At 66.8% G+C, this 19795-nt stretch carries 33 protein-coding genes; all 33 read right to left on the bottom strand.

Translation table 11 applies throughout. The features are described from left to right. Positions 1-8: 8 nt before the first annotated feature. Complete coding sequence (rpsK, locus tag HH310_RS35680; protein ID WP_169180154.1) at positions 9-416, bottom strand: 30S ribosomal protein S11; 408 nt, start codon at positions 414-416, stop codon at positions 9-11. A gap of 17 nt (positions 417-433) precedes the next feature. After that, entirely contained in the window at positions 434-814 is a 381-nt protein-coding gene (gene rpsM / locus HH310_RS35685; protein ID WP_169180155.1) for a 30S ribosomal protein S13, read from the bottom strand. Positions 815-960: 146 nt separating this feature from the next. Then, complete coding sequence (gene rpmJ / locus HH310_RS35690) at positions 961-1077, bottom strand: 50S ribosomal protein L36 (RefSeq protein ID WP_169180156.1); 117 nt, start codon at positions 1075-1077, stop codon at positions 961-963. Between the two features lie 51 nt (positions 1078-1128). Continuing rightward, entirely contained in the window at positions 1129-1350 is a 222-nt protein-coding gene (gene infA, locus HH310_RS35695; RefSeq protein WP_007073013.1) for a translation initiation factor IF-1, read from the bottom strand. A gap of 228 nt (positions 1351-1578) precedes the next feature. Then, entirely contained in the window at positions 1579-2175 is a 597-nt protein-coding gene (locus HH310_RS35700) for a DUF1707 domain-containing protein (RefSeq protein WP_248294751.1), read from the bottom strand. Positions 2176-2212: 37 nt separating this feature from the next. Continuing rightward, positions 2213-2695: a DUF1707 domain-containing protein gene (locus HH310_RS35705; protein WP_248294752.1), complete on the bottom strand. Its 483-nt coding sequence runs from the start codon at positions 2693-2695 to the stop codon at positions 2213-2215. 58 nt (positions 2696-2753) lie between these two features. Then, the gene (map, locus tag HH310_RS35710; protein WP_169180157.1) at positions 2754-3587 is read right to left on the bottom strand and encodes a type I methionyl aminopeptidase; all 834 of its coding nucleotides are present in this window, start codon (positions 3585-3587) and stop codon (positions 2754-2756) included. Between the two features lies 1 nt (position 3588). Then, positions 3589-4242, bottom strand: a complete 654-nt coding sequence (locus HH310_RS35715; protein WP_030436520.1) for an adenylate kinase — start codon at positions 4240-4242, stop codon at positions 3589-3591. A 74-nt stretch (positions 4243-4316) separates the two neighbouring features. Continuing rightward, the gene (secY, locus tag HH310_RS35720; protein ID WP_169180158.1) at positions 4317-5663 is read right to left on the bottom strand and encodes a preprotein translocase subunit SecY; all 1347 of its coding nucleotides are present in this window, start codon (positions 5661-5663) and stop codon (positions 4317-4319) included. A 242-nt stretch (positions 5664-5905) separates the two neighbouring features. Then, on the bottom strand, positions 5906-6349 hold the full coding sequence (gene rplO / locus HH310_RS35725; RefSeq protein WP_169180159.1) for a 50S ribosomal protein L15: 444 nt from the start codon (positions 6347-6349) through the stop codon (positions 5906-5908). Then, a complete protein-coding gene (rpmD, locus tag HH310_RS35730; protein ID WP_026206137.1) occupies positions 6349-6531 on the bottom strand; it encodes a 50S ribosomal protein L30 in 183 nt (60 codons plus the stop codon). Before rpmD ends, rplO begins: the two co-directional genes overlap by 1 nt. Further along, complete coding sequence (gene rpsE / locus HH310_RS35735) at positions 6531-7154, bottom strand: 30S ribosomal protein S5 (protein WP_169180160.1); 624 nt, start codon at positions 7152-7154, stop codon at positions 6531-6533. Before rpsE ends, rpmD begins: the two co-directional genes overlap by 1 nt. A gap of 13 nt (positions 7155-7167) precedes the next feature. Next, positions 7168-7563, bottom strand: a complete 396-nt coding sequence (gene rplR, locus HH310_RS35740) for a 50S ribosomal protein L18 (RefSeq protein WP_169180161.1) — start codon at positions 7561-7563, stop codon at positions 7168-7170. Next, on the bottom strand, positions 7560-8099 hold the full coding sequence (gene rplF, locus HH310_RS35745; protein WP_169180162.1) for a 50S ribosomal protein L6: 540 nt from the start codon (positions 8097-8099) through the stop codon (positions 7560-7562). The genes rplR and rplF overlap by 4 nt, the downstream gene beginning before the upstream one ends. Before the next feature lie 17 nt (positions 8100-8116). Beyond that, positions 8117-8524, bottom strand: coding sequence for a 30S ribosomal protein S8 (rpsH, locus tag HH310_RS35750; protein WP_169180163.1), 408 nt, complete (start codon positions 8522-8524; stop codon positions 8117-8119). A gap of 74 nt (positions 8525-8598) precedes the next feature. Beyond that, complete coding sequence (locus HH310_RS35755; RefSeq protein WP_020513598.1) at positions 8599-8784, bottom strand: type Z 30S ribosomal protein S14; 186 nt, start codon at positions 8782-8784, stop codon at positions 8599-8601. 3 nt (positions 8785-8787) lie between these two features. Next, positions 8788-9357 carry a 50S ribosomal protein L5 gene (gene rplE, locus HH310_RS35760; protein WP_169180164.1) on the bottom strand — a complete coding sequence of 190 codons (570 nt, stop codon included), beginning with the start codon at positions 9355-9357 and terminating at the stop codon, positions 8788-8790. Further along, complete coding sequence (gene rplX / locus HH310_RS35765) at positions 9357-9677, bottom strand: 50S ribosomal protein L24 (protein WP_312034543.1); 321 nt, start codon at positions 9675-9677, stop codon at positions 9357-9359. Before rplX ends, rplE begins: the two co-directional genes overlap by 1 nt. Beyond that, on the bottom strand, positions 9674-10042 hold the full coding sequence (rplN, locus tag HH310_RS35770) for a 50S ribosomal protein L14 (RefSeq protein ID WP_169180166.1): 369 nt from the start codon (positions 10040-10042) through the stop codon (positions 9674-9676). The genes rplX and rplN overlap by 4 nt, the downstream gene beginning before the upstream one ends. Before the next feature lie 94 nt (positions 10043-10136). Beyond that, the gene (gene rpsQ / locus HH310_RS35775) at positions 10137-10412 is read right to left on the bottom strand and encodes a 30S ribosomal protein S17 (protein WP_169180167.1); all 276 of its coding nucleotides are present in this window, start codon (positions 10410-10412) and stop codon (positions 10137-10139) included. Beyond that, on the bottom strand, positions 10409-10642 hold the full coding sequence (gene rpmC, locus HH310_RS35780) for a 50S ribosomal protein L29 (RefSeq protein ID WP_169180168.1): 234 nt from the start codon (positions 10640-10642) through the stop codon (positions 10409-10411). The genes rpsQ and rpmC overlap by 4 nt, the downstream gene beginning before the upstream one ends. Then, positions 10642-11067, bottom strand: a complete 426-nt coding sequence (gene rplP, locus HH310_RS35785; RefSeq protein WP_169180169.1) for a 50S ribosomal protein L16 — start codon at positions 11065-11067, stop codon at positions 10642-10644. Before rplP ends, rpmC begins: the two co-directional genes overlap by 1 nt. A gap of 3 nt (positions 11068-11070) precedes the next feature. Further along, on the bottom strand, positions 11071-11937 hold the full coding sequence (gene rpsC, locus HH310_RS35790) for a 30S ribosomal protein S3 (protein ID WP_169180170.1): 867 nt from the start codon (positions 11935-11937) through the stop codon (positions 11071-11073). Beyond that, on the bottom strand, positions 11937-12401 hold the full coding sequence (rplV, locus tag HH310_RS35795) for a 50S ribosomal protein L22 (protein WP_169180171.1): 465 nt from the start codon (positions 12399-12401) through the stop codon (positions 11937-11939). The genes rpsC and rplV overlap by 1 nt, the downstream gene beginning before the upstream one ends. Before the next feature lie 38 nt (positions 12402-12439). Continuing rightward, the gene (gene rpsS, locus HH310_RS35800; RefSeq protein ID WP_169180172.1) at positions 12440-12721 is read right to left on the bottom strand and encodes a 30S ribosomal protein S19; all 282 of its coding nucleotides are present in this window, start codon (positions 12719-12721) and stop codon (positions 12440-12442) included. 13 nt (positions 12722-12734) lie between these two features. Beyond that, on the bottom strand, positions 12735-13574 hold the full coding sequence (gene rplB, locus HH310_RS35805) for a 50S ribosomal protein L2 (RefSeq protein WP_169180173.1): 840 nt from the start codon (positions 13572-13574) through the stop codon (positions 12735-12737). A 14-nt stretch (positions 13575-13588) separates the two neighbouring features. Continuing rightward, positions 13589-13891: a 50S ribosomal protein L23 gene (gene rplW / locus HH310_RS35810; RefSeq protein ID WP_169180174.1), complete on the bottom strand. Its 303-nt coding sequence runs from the start codon at positions 13889-13891 to the stop codon at positions 13589-13591. Next, the gene (gene rplD, locus HH310_RS35815; RefSeq protein WP_169180175.1) at positions 13888-14538 is read right to left on the bottom strand and encodes a 50S ribosomal protein L4; all 651 of its coding nucleotides are present in this window, start codon (positions 14536-14538) and stop codon (positions 13888-13890) included. The genes rplW and rplD overlap by 4 nt, the downstream gene beginning before the upstream one ends. Continuing rightward, complete coding sequence (gene rplC / locus HH310_RS35820) at positions 14535-15185, bottom strand: 50S ribosomal protein L3 (protein ID WP_169180176.1); 651 nt, start codon at positions 15183-15185, stop codon at positions 14535-14537. The genes rplD and rplC overlap by 4 nt, the downstream gene beginning before the upstream one ends. Before the next feature lie 12 nt (positions 15186-15197). Beyond that, positions 15198-15506 (bottom strand): 30S ribosomal protein S10, encoded by a 309-nt coding sequence (rpsJ, locus tag HH310_RS35825; RefSeq protein WP_007073037.1) that lies wholly within the window; start codon positions 15504-15506, stop codon positions 15198-15200. 310 nt (positions 15507-15816) lie between these two features. Beyond that, the gene (gene tuf / locus HH310_RS35830) at positions 15817-17010 is read right to left on the bottom strand and encodes an elongation factor Tu (protein ID WP_169180177.1); all 1194 of its coding nucleotides are present in this window, start codon (positions 17008-17010) and stop codon (positions 15817-15819) included. Between the two features lie 128 nt (positions 17011-17138). Continuing rightward, the gene (gene fusA, locus HH310_RS35835; protein WP_169180178.1) at positions 17139-19235 is read right to left on the bottom strand and encodes an elongation factor G; all 2097 of its coding nucleotides are present in this window, start codon (positions 19233-19235) and stop codon (positions 17139-17141) included. Positions 19236-19323: 88 nt separating this feature from the next. Beyond that, complete coding sequence (gene rpsG / locus HH310_RS35840; RefSeq protein ID WP_169180179.1) at positions 19324-19794, bottom strand: 30S ribosomal protein S7; 471 nt, start codon at positions 19792-19794, stop codon at positions 19324-19326. Position 19795: the final 1 nt, after the last annotated feature.

The raw sequence follows: 19795 nt of genomic DNA on the forward strand, positions 1-19795 counted from the left end.
TCTCTCCCTCAGACCCGGCGACGCTTCGGCGGACGCGTTCCGTTGTGCGGCTGCGGCGTGACGTCGGCGATCTGGCCGACCTCGAGGCCCGCTGCCTGCAGCGAACGGATGGCGGTTTCCCGGCCGGAGCCGGGGCCCTTGACGAAGACATCGACCTTGCGCATGCCGTGCTCCATGGCCCGTCGAGCGGCGGCCTCGGCGGCCAGCTGCGCGGCGAACGGAGTCGACTTGCGGGAGCCCTTGAAGCCCACCTGGCCGGACGAGGCCCAGGAGATGACCGCACCGGTCGGGTCGGTGATCGACACGATGGTGTTGTTGAAGGTGCTCTTGATGTGCGCCTGCCCGTGGGCGACGTTCTTGCGTTCCTTGCGCCGGACCTTCTTTACTGCGGCCCCAGCGCGTGCCTTCGGTGGCATAAGTCAGTGCGCTCCTATTACTTCCGACCGGGCTTCTTCTTACCGGCGACCGTGCGCTTCGGACCCTTGCGGGTACGAGCGTTGGTCCGGGTCCGCTGTCCACGGACGGGAAGACCACGGCGGTGGCGGATGCCGGCGTAGCTGCCGATCTCAACCTTGCGGCGGATGTCCGCGGCGACCTCGCGGCGCAGGTCGCCCTCTACCTTGAAATTGCCCTCGATGTAGTCGCGGAGCTGAACCAGCTCCTCGTCCGTGAGGTCCTTGGCGCGCTTGTCCAGGTCAATCTCGGTGGCGTTCAGTGCCTCGACGGCACGGGTGCGACCGATCCCGTAAATGTAGGTGAGCGCGATCTCCATCCGCTTCTCGCGGGGGAGGTCGACGCCGACTAGACGTGCCATAAGCGGGCGTACTCCTCGGGATTCACTCGGAGGTCTGTGCCCTTCCCACCCCGCCTGCCCGGGCGGGCCCCGGCCTCCGACCGGGGGTACGGCCACTCAACGTGGCTCGGGACGAGCTTGTTCTAGATCTGGCAGCGGCGCTGGGCTCAGCCCTGGCGCTGCTTGTGGCGCGCGTCAGAGCTGCAGATCACCATGACGCGACCGTGCCGCCGGATGATCCGGCAGTGGTTGCAGATCCGCTTGACGCTCGGCTTGACCTTCACGGTTTGCCTTAACTCTCAGTCGGACGGGACGTATTGCTCCCGGTCCCCTGGTTACTTGTAGCGGTAGACGATGCGCCCACGGGTGAGGTCGTACGGCGAAAGCTCGACGACGACCCTGTCCTCGGGAAGGATGCGGATGTAGTGCTGCCGCATCTTGCCGGAGATGTGCGCCAGTACCTTGTGACCATTGGCGAGCTCCACGCGGAACATGGCGTTCGGCAGGGGCTCGATCACCCGGCCCTCGATCTCGATGGCTCCGTCTTTCTTAGGCATATCCTCCGCTACCTGACACTGGGGTTCGGGGTTGGCTGACAACGCCATAACCGAGCCGGAAGTCCGGCTCGGCACCAGCCGCGGCTCCCGCAACCTCGAAGCGCTGAGGACATGCGGGAGTGGACGCTGCGCGCCGACTGTTCAGTGTACGCCCGCCTCAGCAGGTACACCAATCGAGGTCACCGCAACCCGGAGTCGGGTGTGTCGGAGCGTCCAAAAGCGGACAAATTATGCTTTTTCCGGCCTTGGCGGTAGGTCGCCGCGGGCGATGGCGTCGTCGATGAACTGACGGCGCTGCTCCTTGGTCGCGTCCATCGCGAGTTCGCCGCGCGCGATGGCCTCCCGCTGCAGGGCCCGCCGCTTCTGCTGATGCTCCCGGGCCAGCACCCGGAACTGCTTCTCCGCCGCCGCCTTCTGCGGCGTCCCGGTCGCCAGCCCGCCCAGCGTCGTGATCACCAGGAAGAAGCCCCAGGGCCCGGCCACCCAGACCGGCCAGTAGTACTGCGGGGCCCCGGAGGCGATGCAGGTGATCACCCAGACGGCCGTGGTGACGGCCAGGACCGCGAACCAGGAACCCCAGATCTGCCCCAGCCACTCCCGCGTGGCGGTCCCCGAGGCCACCGGCGGTTGCACCGCCTGGCTGACCACCACCGGCAGATCGGTCAGCAGGCCGTCCAGATCCCCATAGGTCTTCGCCGCGTACGCCCGTTGCACGCGCTCGTCGTACTCCTGCAGGTCGAGACGGCCCTCTTCGAGCGCGGCCCGTAGCCGTTCCGCCACCCGTTGCCGGTCCGCGTCGCCGGCCCGCATCTCGCTCCGACTCATACGTTCCACCATGCCAAGCGACCTCCACCGGCTTCGGTCAGCGGCCACGCCTCTCGCGCCGGGCGGCACGTCGGGCATCCCGGGCGCCGTGGTTGCCCCAGAAGCCCAGGAAGCCGAGCACGAGCGGGATCAACATCCAGACGGGCCAGAAGTAGACCAGGTGTCCCGCGCTCAGACTGGTAATCAGCCAGATGAGCACACAGACCACAAACACACCGCCGTACGGCCCAAGGTAGCGCGGCAGCCAATTGGTGCCCTGCGGCTGCTCTGCGGGGGCCGGCGCCGCGGTGGCGGCGGGCGGTGGGGTGGCCGGCTGCACCTGGGACCGATCCAGCGGCACGGTGCCGGGCAGGTCGTCGAGCAGGCCGGTCAGATCGCCGAAGGTCTTCGCCCCGTACGTCTTCTGCAGGCGCTCGTCGTACTCGCTCAGGTCCAGGCGGCCCTCGTCGAGCGCCGCCTTGAGTTGATCGGCCACTGCTTTACGGTCGGCATCCCCGGCCCGCATGTCATCGCGCCCCATGCGTTCCAGGATGCCAGCCGAGTCACAGCACCCGCGACCCCACCAGCTGACAGTTTGCTCAGGGTTGCTTCGACGTCACCAGGTCGCCGAGGCGGGCGCGGCCGCCGTCGTGCGCCGTGGTCACCCACACGCCGTCGTCGAGTAAGCACATCGTGTGCTCGACGTGAGCCGCCAGCGACCCGTCGCGGGTCACCACTGTCCAGCCGTCGGACAGCTCCGCCGTCCGGGGCGAGCCCAGGGTGATCATCGGCTCGATGGCCAGGCACAGGCCCGGCTGCAGGCGCGGACCCTTGCCCGGCTTGCCGTAGTTCAGCACGTGCGGGTCCTGGTGCATCTCGGTGCCGATGCCGTGCCCGCCGTAGCCGTCCACGATCCCGTACCGGCCGGCCTTGCGGACCGCCTTCTCCACGTTGAAGGAGATGTCGGTGAGGTGACCCCGGCCGTTCGCCGAGCCGCGCGCGGCGGCCGCGATCCCGGCCCACATCGCGTCCTCGGCCACCTGGGCCATCTTGAGCAGGGCCGGGTCGGTCTCGCCGACCCCGACGGTGATCGCCGAGTCGCCGTGCCAGCCGTCCAGGATCGCGCCGCAGTCCAGCGAGATCAGGTCACCCTCGCGCAGCACCTGCTGGGCGCTGGGGATGCCGTGCACCACCTGGTCGTTGACCGAGGAACAGATCGAGGCGGGGAAACCCTGGTAGCCCTTGAACGACGGGATCGCGCCGGCGTCCCGGATGACTTTCTCGGCGATCGCGTCCAGATCCGCCGTGGCGATGCCGGGCTCGATGGCCGCACGCATCGCGTCCAGCGCCGCCGCCACCACCAGGCCGGCGCCTCGCATCAGCTCGATCTGCTCCGGGGTCTTCAGCTGGATGTCCAGCTGCGCGCGGCGCACGTCAGCCCCCGTAGGAGCGCAGGGCGTCGATCGCGCGCACGGTGACGTCCTCGACCGGCCCGGTCGCATCGATACCGACCAGCTTGCCCTGAGCCCCGTAGAAGTCGACCAACGGAGCGGTCTTCTCCGCGTACTCCACCAGGCGGTTCGCGATCGTCTCCGCCTTGTCGTCGTCACGCTGGAACAGCTCCGACCCGCACCGGTCGCAGATGTTCTCCTTGCTCGTCGGGTCGAACTCGACGTGCCAGATCTTGCCGCAACCACGGCAGGTCCGGCGGCCCGAGAGCCGCCGGATCACTTCGTCGTCGTCGACCACGAGTTCCATCACGAGGTCGAGTGCGGTACCGAGGTCGGCGAGGAGCTTGTCCAGCGCCGACGCCTGCGGAACGGTGCGCGGGAAGCCGTCGAGCAGGAAGCCGTCACCGGCGTCCGGTTCGGCGAGCCGGTCCCGGACCATGTTGATGGTCACTTCGTCCGGAACCAGCTGGCCGGCGTCCATGTAGCGCTTGGCCTCGACACCCAGCGGCGTGCCCTGCGACACGTTCGCCCGGAAGATGTCGCCGGTGGAGATCTTCGGAACGGCGAGATGGGCGGCGATGAACTCAGCCTGGGTCCCCTTGCCGGCCCCCGGAGGGCCCACCAGTACCAGCCGCACCTACATCGCCTCGCTTCGGTGAGAACGAGCCTCGCATACCGCCGACGCAAGAGCCCCCCGGCTCCGCGTCCCCACTACCGGAGGAACCCTTCGTAGTTACGCTGCATCAGCTGGCTCTCGATCTGCTTCACCGTCTCCAGACCCACCCCAACCATGATCAGGACGGCCGTACCACCGAACGGGAAGTTCTGGTACTGCTGCTGATTGAGCCAGATGAAGAAGAAGTTCGGCAGGACCGAGATCACACCGAGGTAGAGCGCGCCCGGGAGCGTGATCCGGCTGAGGATGAAGTCCAGGTAGTCGGCAGTGGGCTTGCCCGGGCGAATACCCGGAACGAATCCACCGTACTTCTTCATGTTGTCCGCGACCTCGGTCGGGTTGAACGTGATCGAGACGTAGAAGTACGTGAAGAAGATGATCAGCAGGAAATAGACGCCGATGTAGAGCTCGCTGGTCGGGTCGGCCAGCCACTTCTGGATCCAGATCTGGTAACCCTTGAGGTTGTTCGGGTCGAAGAACTGGAGATACAGCTGCGGCAGGTAGAGCAGCGACGAGCCGAAGATGACCGGGACCACACCCGCCTGGTTCACCTTGAGCGGGATGTAGGTGGAGGTGCCGCCGTACATTCGGCGGCCGATCATGCGCTTGGCGTACTGCACCGGGATCCGGCGTTGTGCCTGCTCGATGAAGACGACCAGGCAGATGATGACCAGTACCAGGCCGATCACCAGGAGGAACTTGCCGACGCCGCTGGACTGCTTGATCGTCCAGCCCTCGCCGGGGAGGCGAGCCGCGATCGAGGTGAAGATGAGCACGGACATGCCGTTACCGACACCCTTGTCGGTGATCAGCTCACCGAGCCACATCACCACACCGGTACCGGCGGTCATCGTCAGCACCAGGATGCCCAGCGTGAGCGGCATGGACAGCCCGGTGTTCTCCGGGATGATCTGCATCTTCGGGTCGCTCTGGTCACACGCGTTGCCGAAGAGCTGGCCCGTGCGGGCCAGGGCGACGAACGCCGAGGACTGCAGAACGGCCAGGCCGAGAGTGAGGTAACGGGTGTACTGCGTGATCTTCGCCTGGCCGGACTGACCCTCCTTGCGGAGCTGCTCGAGGCGGGGAATCACCACGGTGAGCAGCTGCAGGATGATCGACGCGGTGATGTACGGCATGATGCCGAGCGCGAAGATCGACAGGTGGAGCAGCGCCCCACCGGAGAACAGGTTCAGGAGGTTCAGGACACCGCCGCCGGCATTGGCGTCGTTCACCGCTTGAAGACACCGCTGCACGTTGGTGTAAGACACCCCTGGACTGGGCAGCGTCGCACCCAGCCGGTACAGCGCGATGATCGCGACTGTGAACAGCAGTTTCTTGCGCAGGTCAGGCGTCCGGAACGCACTGGTAAAGGCGGAGAGCAACTTCTTCCTCCTGCGCGAGGTTTACCGCCCATCGGGCGGGTGGGGAAGGCACCGGTCCGGACGACCGATATCCCTAGCTGGGAACGGACTCTAACAGTCTTGTAGTGCCGCGGTGAGTCACGGTAGCCGTCACCGCGGGTAGGCATCCACCCCGCCAGAGAAATGGCTGGTCAGACGCCACAAAGGGGATGCCCGTCCGGGACCCGCGTTTCGCGTGTCCACGACGAGCACCCCCGCGGGCCTCACAGCTCGGTGGTGGTCCCACCGGCGGCTGTGATTTTCTCCTTGGCCGACTCGCTGAACGCGTGCGCCGAGATGGTCAGCGACACGCCGCCCAGCTCGCCGGAGCCCAGCACCTTCACCGGCTGGCCCTTGCGGACGGCGCCGGCCGCGGCGAGTTCCACCGGGCCGACCTCCCCACCGTTCGGGAACAGCTCGGCGAGCTTGTCCAGGTTGACGACCTGGAAGACGACCTTGTTGTTGTTCTTGAAGCCCTTCAGCTTCGGCAGGCGCATGTGGATGGGCATCTGCCCACCCTCGAACGATGCCGGAACCTGGTAACGGGCCTTGGTGCCCTTGGTGCCGCGACCGGCGGTCTTGCCCTTGGAGCCCTCACCGCGACCCACGCGGGTCTTCGGCGTCTTGGCTCCGGGAGCCGGACGAAGGTGGTGGACCTTGATCGCCATTACTCGACCTCCTCAACGCTCACGAGGTGGTTCACGGCGAAGATCATGCCCCGAATCTCGGGACGGTCCTCCTTGACCACCACATCGTTGATCCGCTTCAGGCCGAGCGACCGCAGGGAGTCCCGCTGGTTCTGCTTACGGCCGATCTCGGACCGGATCTGGGTGACCTTCAAGCGTGCCATCAGCGCACCGCCGCTTCCGCACGCGCCGCCAGCATGGCTGCGGGCGCCACGTCCTCGACCGGCAGACCGCGGCGGGCCGCGACCTGCTCCGGCGACTCGAGGCCCTTCAGCGCGGCCACCGTCGCGTGCACGATGTTGATCGGGTTCGACGAGCCGAGGCTCTTCGACAGCACGTCGTGGATGCCCGCGCACTCGAGCACGGCACGCACCGGGCCACCGGCGATGACACCGGTACCGGCGGAGGCCGGCTTGAGGAGCACGACACCCGCGGCCGCCTCACCGGTGACCGGGTGCGGGATCGTCGCGCCGATCCGCGGAACCTTGAAGAAGTGCTTCTTGGCCTCCTCGACGCCCTTGGCGATGGCCGCGGGCACCTCCTTGGCCTTTCCGTAGCCGATGCCGACGGTGCCGTCACCGTCGCCGACGATCACCAGGGCAGTGAAGCTGAAGCGACGACCACCCTTGACGACCTTGGCCACGCGGTTGATCGCGACGACCCGCTCGAGATGCGGGGTCTTGTCGACGGGCGCGTTGCCGCGGCCGCCCTCACGGCGGTTGTCCCGGCGGTTGCCACCCTCGGTGTTACCGCCGGACCCGCCGCCTCGGCGCTGCTGACCAGGCATTGGTCAATTCCTCCTAGAACTCGAGTCCGGCTTCGCGGGCGGCGTCGGCCAGAGACGCGATGCGCCCCGTGTACTTGTTGCCGCCGCGGTCGAAGACGACCTTGGACACACCCGCGGACTTCGCCCGCTCGGCGATGAGAGCACCGACCTTGCCGGCCTGCGCGCTCTTGTCGCCCTCGGCACCCCGGATGGTGGTGTCGAGGGTCGAGGCGGAAGCCAGCGTGTGGCCCTTGATGTCGTCGATGACCTGCGCGGTGATGTGCCGCGAGGACCGAGTGACGACCAGGCGGGGACGCTCGGCGGTACCGCGGACGTTCTTGCGGACCCGGAAGTGCCGGCGCGCCTTGCCCACGGCACGCTTGGCGGCGACACCGCCGCCGTTGCGGCGCTTGAGAAGGGTGGCGGTCACTTCTTGCCTGCCTTTCCAGCCTTACGCTTGATGACCTCGCCCTGGTACTTGATGCCCTTGCCCTTGTAGGGCTCCGGCGGGCGGATCTTCCGAATGTTGGCGGCGACCTCGCCCACCTGCTGCTTGTCGATGCCGGCAACGGTGAACTGCGTGGGCCGCTCGACCGTGAACGTGATGCCGGCCGGGGCCGGGATGTTCACCGGGTGCGAGAAGCCCAGGGCGAACTCGAGGTCCTTGCCCTTGGCGGTCACGCGGTAACCAGTGCCGTTGATCTCCAGGACCTTGGTGTAGCCCACGGTGACCCCGACGATCATGTTGTTGACCAGCGTACGGGACAGGCCGTGAAGCTCCTTGGCCCGGCGCTCGTCGTTGGGGCGGTTGACGTGCAGCTCGGCGCCGTCCTGCTCGACCGTGATCGGCTCGGCGACGGTGTGCGAGAGTTCGCCCTTGGGGCCCTTGACCTTGACGGTCTGGCCCGAGATGGTGACGTCGACGCCGGACGGGACCGGGATCGACTTACGTCCGATTCGCGACATGGTTTCTCAGTCTCCAGTTACCAGACGAAGGCGAGGACTTCCCCGCCAACGCTCCGCTTGCGGGCCTGCTTGTCGGTCAGCAGCCCCTGGGACGTCGAAATGATCGCGACGCCCAGGCCGCCGAGCACCCGGGGGAGCTCTTCGGACTTGGCGTAGACCCGGAGGCCGGGCTTCGACACGCGCTTGATGCCGGCCAGGCTGCGCTCGCGGTTCTGGCCGTACTTGAGCTCAACGACCAGACGCTTGCCGACAGCGCCCTCCTCAGGGTCCTCGGCAGCCCAGGAGGCGATGTAACCCTCGGACTTGAGGACCTCGGCGATGTTCGCCTTGATCTTCGAGAAGGGCATCGTCACCTTGTCGTGGTACGCCTGGTTGGCGTTACGCAGACGCGTCAGCATGTCTGCGATCGGGTCCGTCATCGTCATGGGTGTTCGTCAACCTTTCTCGCCGGGGTTCCCGCGGATCGGGCCTACGGCGAAGCGGTATTGCAAAGTCAGGGTTACCAGGAAGCCTTGGACACGCCGGGAAGCTCACCGCGGTGAGCCATGTCCCGCACGCAAACCCGGCACAGGCCGAACTTGCGGTAGACCGAGTGCGGACGACCGCACTTCTGGCAGCGGGTGTAAGCGCGCACAGCGAACTTCGGCTTCGCGGCAGCCTTCAGGATCAGCGCCTTCTTAGCCATTGCTCAGTTCTCCTTGAACGGGAAGCCCAGGAGCTTGAGCAGCGCCCGGCCCTCGTCGTCGGTCTTGGCGGTCGTGACCACCGTGATGTCCATGCCCCGCGTGCGATCGATCCGGTCCTGGTCGATCTCGTGGAACACCGACTGTTCGGTCAGACCGAACGTGTAGTTGCCGTGACCGTCGAGCTTGCGGCCGTCGAGTCCGCGGAAGTCACGGATACGCGGCAGCGCGATGCTCAGCAGCCGGTCCAGGAACTCCCACATACGGTCGTTGCGGAGGGTGACCTTCGCGCCGATCGGCATGCCCTCACGCAGCTTGAACTGCGCGATGGACTTGGTCGCCCGCCGCACCAGCGGCTTCTGACCGGTGATCGTGGTCAGGTCGCGGACGGCGCCGTCGATCAGCTTGGCGTCCCGTGCGGCCTCGCCCACACCCATGTTCACGACGACCTTGACCAGGCCGGGGATCTGCATGGGGTTGCTGTAGTGGTACTGCTCCTTGAGCGCGGACACGACGTCGTCGCGGTACTTCTGCTTCAAGCGAGGCAGCGTCTTGGTCTCGGTGGGGGCAGTCATCAGATTTCCTTACCGGTCGTACGCGCGATCCGGATCTTCTGACCGTTCTCGTCGATCCGGTAGCCGATCCGGGTCGGCTTGCCCTGGTCATCCACGATCTGCACGTTCGAGATGTGGATGGGGGCTTCCTGGGTCACGATGCCGCCGGTCTTCGAACCACGCTGCGTGGTCTGGATGCGCTCGTGCTTCTTGACGCGGTTGACGCCCTCGACCAGGACCTTGTCCTGCCGCGGGTAGGCCGCGATGACCTTGCCCTTGGCACCCTTGTCCTTGCCGGCGATGACGACGACCGTGTCGCCCTTCTTAATCTTCACGGTCACAACACCTCCGGTGCGAGACTGATGATCTTCATGAACCGCTTGTCGCGCAGCTCGCGCCCGACCGGGCCGAAGATGCGGGTACCGCGGGGGTCGCCGTCGTCACGGATGATGACGGCGGCGTTCTCGTCGAAGCGGATGTACGAGCCGTCCGGACGACGCCTCTCCTTGGACGTGCGCACGACGACCGCCTTGACGACGTCGCCCTTCTTCACGCCCGCGCCCGGGATGGCGTCCTTGACCGTGGCCACGATGACGTCACCGATGCTCGCGTACCGGCGGCCGGAACCACCGAGTACGCGGATGCACAGGATCTCGCGCGCACCCGTGTTGTCGGCGACGCGCAGTCGCGACTCCTGCTGGATCACTGGGGTCTCCTATGTCTGCCAGTTCTTCGAGTGTGACCGAAGCTTGGCGGAACGCTGGTGAGCCGGGCCGGCTGGAGAGCCGGCCCAGCCACACTCACTTGGCCTTTTCGAGGATCTCCACGACCCGCCACCGCTTGGTGGCGGAGAGCGGACGGGTCTCCATCAGGAGCACGCGGTCACCGATGCCGCATGCGTTCTGCTCGTCGTGCACCTTGAGCTTGCGGGTGCGCCGCAGAACCTTGCCGTAGAGGGCGTGCTTGACGCGGTCCTCGACCTCGACGACAACGGTCTTGTCCATCTTGTCGCTGACCACGAGACCCTCACGGACCTTGCGCGTGTTCCGCGTCTGGGTCGTGCTCTCGTCACTCATGCTGTCACCTCGTCCGGCGCAACCGAGAGCCCAAGCTCGCGTTCACGCATGATCGTGTAGATCTTCGCGATGTCCTTGCGGACGACCTGGAGCCGACGGTGATTGTCGAGCTGGCCGGTCGCACCCTGCACGCGAAGGTTGAACAGCTCAGCCTTGGCCTCACGCAGACGCGCGACCAGGTCCTCGCCGGAGAGCTCGCGCAGCTCGGCGGCCTTGATGCCGGCGGCCATCAGCTTTCACCCACTTCGCGTGTCACGATGCGGCACTTCATCGGGAGCTTGTGGATCGCGCGGCGCATGGCCTCACGCGCGATCGTCTCGTTCGGGAACGACATCTCGAAAACGATGCGACCCGGCTTGACGTTCGCCACCCACCACTCCGGTGAACCCTTACCGGAACCCATCCGGGTCTCGGCCGGCTTCTTGGTCAGGGCCTGGTCGGGGAAGACCGAGATCCAGACCTTGCCGCCACGCTTGATGTGCCGGGTCATCGCGATACGCGCCGACTCGATCTGCCGGTTGGTCACGTACGCGGGCTCCAGCGCCTGGATACCGAACTCGCCGAAGACGACCCGGTTGCCGCCCTTGGACGCGCCGTGGCGGTCCGGGTGGTGCGGCTTGCGGAAGCCCTTCGGGGGCTTACGCGGGATCAGCATGGGTCAGCCCTCCTGCTGCGTTTCGGCCGCGGCCGGAGCAGCGGCGCTGTCGTTCGCGTCGGCGTTCGCCGCGGGACGGCCCGAATCGGCGTTCGCCGCCGCCTGCTGCGCGGCCCGGCCGGCGTCGGTGCCGCCGGCGGTCGTGCCGGACGAACCGGAACGGCCACGGCGCGGACGCTCGGGGCGGTCACCGCGGTCACGGCGCGGACGCGCGGCGGGCGCCTCGGTGACGACCTCACGGCCCGGCACGGCGTCGCCCTTGTAGATCCAGACCTTCACGCCGATGCGGCCGAACGTGGTACGGGCCTCGAAGAAGCCGTACTCGATGTTCGCGCGCAGCGTGTGCAGCGGAACGCGACCCTCACGGTAGAACTCCGTGCGGCTCATCTCCGCGCCGCCCAGACGGCCGGAGACCTGCACCCGGATGCCCTTGACGATCGGGTTCTTCATGGCCGACTGCATGGCCTTGCGCATCGCCCGGCGGAAGCTGACCCGGGAGGACAGCTGCTCGGCGACGCCCTGCGCCACCAGCTGAGCGTCCGACTCCGGGCTCTTCACCTCGAGGATGTTGAGCTGGACCTGCTTGCCGGTGAGCTTCTCCAGCTCGCCGCGGATCCGGTCGGCCTCCGCACCCTTACGGCCGATGACGATGCCCGGCCGGGCGGTGTGGATGTCGACCCGGACCCGGTCACGGGTGCGCTCGATGTCCACCTTGGAGATGCCGGCGCGCTCGAGGCCCTTGGACATCATGCGGCGGATCTTGACGTCCTCGCCGATGTAGTCCTTGTAGAGCTTGTCCGCGAACCAGCGGCTCTTCCAGTCGGTGGAGATGCCGAGCCGGAATCCGGTGGGGTGAACTTTCTGGCCCATTACTCGGACTCCTCCGTGGTCTGGGACTCGGCGGCCGGCGCGGCCTGCTTGGCCGGCGCAGCCTTCTTCGCCGCCGCGGCCTTCTTGGCCGGCCGGGCGACCTGGACCGCCTCGACGGCGATCGTGATGTGGCAGGTGCGCTTGCGGATCCGGTACGCCCGGCCCTGCGCCCGCGGACGGAACCGCTTGAGCGTCGGGCCCTCGTCGACGAACGCCTCGCTGACGAGGAGTGCGTCGGGGTCCAGCCGCTCGTTGTTCTCCGCGTTCGCCACGGCACTGGCAAGCACCTTGTAGACCTGCTCGCTGGCGGCCTGCGGCGCGAACTGCAGGACGGTGAGCGCCTCCTTCGCGGGCAGACCGCGGACGAGGTTGACCACCCGGCGCGCCTTGTTCGGCGAGATGCGCACGTGTCGCGCAACCGCCCGCGCGCCCGGAAGCACCGGAGCGTCGCCCTTCGTTGGCATCGCTGTAGCTCCTAAATCCTCTGATCCGTGTATCTGCGTTAGCGGCGGCGGCTCTTGCGGTCGTCCTTCTCGTGACCCTTGAACGTGCGGGTCAGAGCGAACTCGCCAAGCTTGTGACCGACCATGGCCTCGGTGATGAACACCGGGACGTGCTTGCGGCCGTCGTGCACCGCGATCGTGTGCCCGAGCATGTCGGGGATGATCATCGAGCGCCGCGACCAGGTCTTGATGACGTTCTTCGAGTTCTTCTCGTTCTGGACTTCCACCTTCTTGATCAGGTGGTCGTCGACGAACGGGCCCTTCTTCAGGCTGCGAGGCATCTTCTACTCCCGGTTACCCGCGCTTGCGGGTCGCGTAGCGGCGGCGAACGATCATCTTGTCGCTCGGCTGACCCTTACGACGGGTACGGCCCTCGGGCTTACCCTGCGGGTTCACCGGGTGACGACCACCCGAGGTCTTACCCTCACCACCACCGTGCGGGTGGTCGATCGGGTTCATGGCGACACCGCGGACGGTCGGGCGCTTGCCCTTCCAGCGCATGCGGCCGGCCTTGCCCCAGTTGATGTTCGACTGTTCGGCATTGCCGATCTCGCCGACCGTCGCGCGGCAGCGGATGTCGACCCGGCGGATCTCACCGGAGGGCATACGCAGCGTGGCGTACGCGCCTTCACGGCCGAGCAGCTGGATACCGACACCGGCCGAACGGGCCAGCTTGGCGCCACCGCCGGGACGAAGCTCCACACCGTGGACCGTCGTACCGACCGGGATGTTGCGCAGGGGCAGGTTGTTCCCCGGCTTGATGTCCGCACCCGGGCCCGACTCCACCGCGTCGCCCTGCTTCAGGTCCTTCGGCGCCAGGATGTAGCGCTTCTCGCCGTCGGCGTAGTGCAGCAGCGCGATGCGGGAGGTGCGGTTCGGGTCGTACTCGATGTGCGCGACCTTGGCCGGCACGCCGTCCTTGTCGACCCGCTTGAAGTCGATCAGCCGGTACTGCCGCTTGTGGCCGCCGCCCTGGTGCCGCGTGGTGATGCGGCCGTGGACGTTGCGACCACCCTTCTTGGGCAGCGGGACCAGCAGAGACTTCTCCGGCGTGGACCGGGTGATCTCGGCGAAGTCGGCGACGCTCGAGCCGCGGCGGCCGGGCGTGGTCGGCTTGTACTTACGGATAGCCATTGATTTACAACCCCTTAGCTGACCGGGCCGCCGAAGGCCTCGATACGGTCACCGTCAGCCAGCTTGACCATCGCCCGCTTGGTCGCCTTGCGCTGACCAAAGCCGGTCCGGGTGCGCTTGCGCTTACCCTCGCGGTTCGCGGTGTTCACCGTCAGGACGCGAACGTCGAAGATCTGCTGGATCGCGATCTTGATCTCGGTCTTGTTCGCGTCCGGGCGGACGAGGAACGTGTACCAGTTCTGATCGAGAACGCTGTAGCTCTTCTCGGAGACCACTGGCGCGATGATGATGTCGCGCGGGTCGGCGACAGTGCTCACTTGTTCTCCTCCTCGGAGGCCTCGGCCGGCGCGCCCAGGAATTCATTGAGCGCCTCGGTGGTGAAGACCACGTCGTCGGCGACCAGCACGTCGTACGTGTTGAGCTGGCCCGCCTCGAGGAGGTGAACCGTCGGCTCGTTACGCAGCGACACCCAGTTGAGCTCGTCGGTGCTGCTCAGCACGACCAGGACCTTCTTGGACTCGGTCGCCTTGCGCAGGGTCGCGATCGCGGCCTTGGTCGACGGCTTGTCGCCGTTGACGAACGCCTCGACCACGTGCACCCGGCCGTCACGAGCCCGGTCGGACAGAGCGCCACGCAGCGCGGCGACCTTCATCTTCTTGGGGGTCCGCTGGCTGTAGTCGCGCGGCACCGGGCCGTGCACGACGCCACCGCCGGCGAACTGCGGCGCGCGGATCGAGCCCTGGCGGGCACGACCGGTGCCCTTCTGCTTGTAGGGCTTCTTGCCGCCGCCGGCGACCTCACCGCGGGTCTTGACCTTGTGCGTCCCCTGCCGTGCGGCGGCCAGCTGGGCCACCACGACCTGGTGCATCAGCGGGATGTTGGCCTGAACGTCGAAGACGTGGCCCGGCAGTTCTACGGAGCCGGCCTTGGCGCCCTCGATGTTGATCACGTCAACCGTGCTCACTTCGCACCGCCCTTCTTCGCCGCGGTGCGAACCAGGATCAGCGCGCCCTTGGGACCGGGCACCGCACCCTTGATCAGCAGCAGGTTGTTCTCGGTGTCGACGGCCTGCACCGCGAGGTTCTGCACGGTGAAGCGGTTGCTGCCCATGCGGCCCGCCATCCGGACGCCCTTGAAGACGCGACCCGGGGTGGCGCAGGCGCCGATCGAGCCCGGCGAGCGGTGCTTGCGCTCGACGCCGTGGCTGCTCTTGAGGCCGTGGAAGCCGTGCCGCTTCATGACACCCGCGTAGCCCTTGCCCTTGGTCTTACCGGTGACGTCGACGACGGTGCCCGCCTCGAACGCCTCAACGGTGACCTCTTGGCCGAGCTCGTACGCTCCGGCGTCGGTGGTGCGCAGCTCCACGACGTGGCGCCGCGGCGACACGCCGGCCTTGGCGAAGTGACCGCCCTCGGGCTTGTTCACCTTGCGCGGGTCGATGGCGCCGTACGCCAGCTGGACGGCCGCGTAGCCGTCCTTGTCATCGGTGCGGACCTGGGTCACGACGCACGGGCCGGCCTGCACCACGGTTACCGGGACGACCTTGTTGTTGTCCCAGACCTGGGTCATGCCGAGCTTGGCGCCCAGGATCCCCTTAACTTGCCTGTCCATTAGTCGTGATCCCTACAGCTTGATCTCGATGTCGACGCCAGCCGGCAGGTCGAGGCGCATGAGCGAGTCGACCGTCTTGGGGGTCGGGTCGATGATGTCGATCAGACGCTTGTGCGTGCGCATCTCGAAGTGCTCGCGCGAGTCCTTGTACTTGTGCGGCGAACGGATCACGCAGAAACGGTTGATCTCCGTGGGCAGCGGCACCGGGCCAGCAACCTGCGCCCCGGTACGCGTCACCGTCTCGACGATCTTCCGCGCCGAGGAGTCGACGACCTCGTGGTCATAGGCCTTGAGCCGGATGCGGATCTTCTGTCCCGCCATGGTGGCTTCTGTTTCCTTCTCTCGATGCCGCTACGTGCGAGAACGGTGGCCCTCGCATGCCCGCAGGACCCCTGATCCTGCGTTGTCCGACCCCCGCGGTCGGGCGTGTCGCGCCTACCAGACAGAAAACTGCGCAGTGCAATGCAGCCATCTCGATCACGGGGATCTAAGGTGCCGAGCGGCAGAAAAACACACCCGGACACCCGGCGAGGGTGGTTGGCAACCTTGCGGTAACCAACCACCCTGCGCGGACGCAACCTGACTAGTATGCCGGATTAACTCCAGCAACGCTAATCGGGGTAATCCTAGGTCAGGCGTTGATCTTCGTGACCGTGCCGGCGCCGACGGTGCGGCCACCCTCACGGATCGCGAACTTCAGGCCCTGCTCCATGGCGATGGGCTGGATCAGCTTGACCGCCATGGTGGTGGAGTCGCCCGGCATGACCATCTCGGTGCCCTCGGGCAGCGTGACGACGCCGGTGACGTCCGTGGTGCGGAAGTAGAACTGCGGGCGGTAGTTCTGGAAGAACGGGGTGTGCCGGCCGCCCTCTTCCTTCGAGAGGATGTAGACCTGGCCCTCGAACTCCGTGTGCGGGGTCGTGGTGCCCGGCTTGACGACCACCATGCCGCGCTCGACGTCCTCGCGCTTGATGCCACGCAGCAGCAGACCGACGTTCTCACCCGCGCGGGCCTCGTCGAGCAGCTTGCGGAACATCTCGATACCGGTGCATACCGTCCGCTGCGACTTCTCGCGGATACCGACGATCTCGACTTCCTCGTTGGGCTTGAGGATGCCGCGCTCCGCCCGGCCGGTGACGACGGTGCCACGACCGGTGATCGTGAAAACGTCCTCGATCGGCATGAGGAACGGCTTCTCGATGTCGCGCTCCGGCTGCGGAATCGCGGTGTCGACCGCGTTCATCAGCTCGAGCAGCTTGGCGGTCCACTCCTTGTCGCCCTCGAGCGCCTTGAGAGCGGAGACGCGCACGACCGGTACGTCGTCGCCCGGGAACTCGTAGGTGCTCAGAAGCTCGCGGACCTCGAGCTCGACGAGCTCGAGGAGCTCCTCGTCCTCGACCATGTCGCTCTTGTTGAGCGCCACGACGATGTACGGAACGCCGACCTGGCGGGCCAGGAGCACGTGCTCCTTGGTCTGCGGCATCGGGCCGTCGGTCGCGGCGACCACCAGGATCGCGCCGTCCATCTGGGCGGCACCGGTGATCATGTTCTTGATGTAGTCGGCGTGGCCGGGGCAGTCCACGTGCGCGTAGTGCCGCGACGCGGTCTGGTACTCGACGTGCGCGATCGAGATCGTGATGCCGCGGGCCTTCTCCTCCGGCGCCTTGTCGATCTCGTCGAACGGGGTGTACGGGTTCAGGTCGGGGTATTCGTCGTGCAGGACCTTCGTGATGGCCGCAGTCAGCGTCGTCTTACCGTGGTCGATATGACCAATGGTGCCGATGTTGACGTGCGGCTTAGTCCGCTCGAACTTCGCCTTCGCCACTGGTGTCCTCCTGTGGACTGTGTTTACTTTCGCCCGGCACGCCCGATAAGGCGATAGGGACTCTGTCGACTGCTCGCGCGCGTACGGTCCGCGACGGACCGCACGCGCCTCAACGCTTCCGGCGGGTACTAGGCACCCGTCGCCTTGGCGATGATCTCCTTCGCGACGCTCTGCGGAACCTCGGCGTAGGAGTCGAACTGCATGCTGTAGCTCGCCCGGCCCTGGGTCTTCGACCGGAGGTCGCCGACGTAGCCGAACATCTCGGAGAGCGGAACCAGTGCCTTGACGACCCGGGCGCCGGAGCGCTCCTCCATCGACTGGATGATGCCACGGCGGGAGTTCAGGTCGCCGATCACATCACCCATGTTGTCCTCGGGCGTCGTCACCTCGACGGCCATCATCGGCTCGAGCAACGCGGGGTCGGCCTTGCGGGCCGCCTCCTTCATCACCATCGAGCCGGCGATCTTGAACGCCATCTCGGACGAGTCAACCTCGTGGTACTGGCCGTCCAGCAGGGTCAGGCGGACGCCGACCAGCGGGTAGCCGGCGAGCACGCCGTACTGCATGGCGTCCTGGGCGCCCGCGTCCACCGACGGGATGAACTCCCGGGGGATGCGACCACCGGAGACCGCGTTGACGAACTCGTAGGTGGGGCCGTCCGCCGCGAGCGGCAGGGGCTCCAGCTTGACGACGACCTTCGCGTACTGGCCCGAGCCACCGGTCTGCTTCTTGTGGACGAAGTCGAGCTTCTCCACGGTGCCGCGGATCGTCTCGCGGTACGCCACCTGCGGCTTACCGATGTTGGCCTCGACGTTGAACTCGCGACGCATGCGGTCGACGAGGATGTCGAGGTGCAGCTCGCCCATGCCGGCGATGACCGTCTGCCCGGTCTCCTCGTCGTTCCAGACGCGGAAGGTCGGGTCCTCCTCGGCCAGACGCTGGATCGCGGTGCCCAGCTTCTCCTGGTCCGACTTGGTCTTCGGCTCGATGGCGACCTGGATGACCGGCTCCGGGAACGTCATCGACTCCAGGATGACCGGGGCGGCCGGGTCGCTGAGCGTGTCACCGGTCGTGGTCTGCTTGAGACCCTGCACGGCGATGATGTCGCCGGCGTGCGCGGTGGCGCGCTCCTCACGCTTGTTCGCGTGCATCTGGTAGATCTTGCCGATCCGCTCCTTGCGGTCCTTGGTGGAGTTGACCACCTGAGAACCGGACTCGAGCGTGCCGGAGTAGACCCGCACGTACGTGAGCTTGCCGAGGTGCTTGTCGGTCTGGATCTTGAAGGCCAGCGCCGAGAACGGCTCGGAGTTCGACGGCTTGCGCAGGAGCGGCGTCTCGCCGTCCGTCGCGGTGCCCTCGATGGCCGGGATGTCCAGCGGCGACGGCAGGTAGTCGATCACGGCGTCGAGCATGGGCTGCACGCCCTTGTTCTTGAACGCCGAACCGCACAGCACCGGGTTCGCCTTGCTGGCGATCGTGGCGCGCCGGATGGCGGCCTTGATCTCCGGCACCGAGAGCTCCTCGCCCTCGAGGTACTTCTCCATGACCGCGTCGTCGACGTCGGCGAGGGTCTCGATCAGCTTCTCGCGCCACTCGTTCGCGGAGTCGACCAGGTCGGCCGGGATCTCCTCGATCGCGTAGTCGTCACCCTTCTTGGTCTCGCCGCGCCAGGTGAGGGCGCGCATCTCGACCAGGTCCACGACGCCGATGTGGTCTCCCTCGAGACCGATCGGGATCTGCAGGACCAGCGGGGTGGCGTTGAGCCGGTCGATCATCATCTGCACGCAGCGGAAGAAGTCCGCGCCGGTCCGGTCGAGCTTGTTGACGAAGCACATCCGGGGAACGTGGTACTTGTCCGCCTGGCGCCAGACGTTCTCGGTCTGCGGCTCCACGCCGGCCACGCCGTCGTACACCGCAACCGCACCGTCCAGCACCCGCAGCGACCGCTCGACCTCGACCGTGAAGTCGACGTGGCCGGGCGTATCGATGATCTGGATGGTGTGACCCTTCCACTCAGCCTTGGTGGCCGCGGAAGTGATGGTGATACCGCGCTCCTGCTCCTGCTCCATCCAGTCCATGACGGCCGCGCCCTCGTGGACCTCACCGATCTTGTACGTGATACCGGTGTAGAACAGAATTCGCTCAGTAGTCGTGGTCTTACCGGCATCGATGTGCGCCATGATGCCGATGTTGCGTACGTTGGCGAGCGCGTCTGCGGCGGCCACTTCAATCCCTACTTTTCTTCGTCGTTCGTCTCGTGGACCGGTACGACTTGCGTGCGGGCCCGGCGGGTGCCGGGCCGGCAGCAGGGCCTTACCAGCGGTAGTGGGCGAAGGCCTTGTTGGACTCGGCCATCTTGTGGGTGTCCTCGCGCCGCTTGACGGCGGCACCGAGGCCGTTGCTGGCGTCGAGCAGCTCGTTCTGGAGACGCTCGATCATGGTCTTCTCGCGGCGGGCCTTGGAGTACTGGACCAGCCAGCGCAGACCGAGGGTCGTCTGCCGCGGGGTACGGACCTCGACCGGCACCTGGTAGGTCGCGCCACCGACACGGCGGCTGCGGACCTCGAGGGTCGGCTTCACGTTGTCCATCGCGCGCTTCAGCGTCACCACCGGGTCGGTTCCGCTCTTCTCCCGGGCACCTTCGAGCGCGCCGTACACGATGCGCTCGGCCAGCTGGCGCTTCCCGCCGATCAGGATCTTGTTGATCAGCTGGGTGACCAGCGGTGAGTTGTAAACCGGGTCCGGAACCACTGGGTGGCGCGGAGCGGGGCCCTTACGCGGCATG

The organism is Actinoplanes sp. TBRC 11911 (assembly GCF_012933445.1).
Taxonomy (GTDB): domain Bacteria; phylum Actinomycetota; class Actinomycetes; order Mycobacteriales; family Micromonosporaceae; genus Actinoplanes.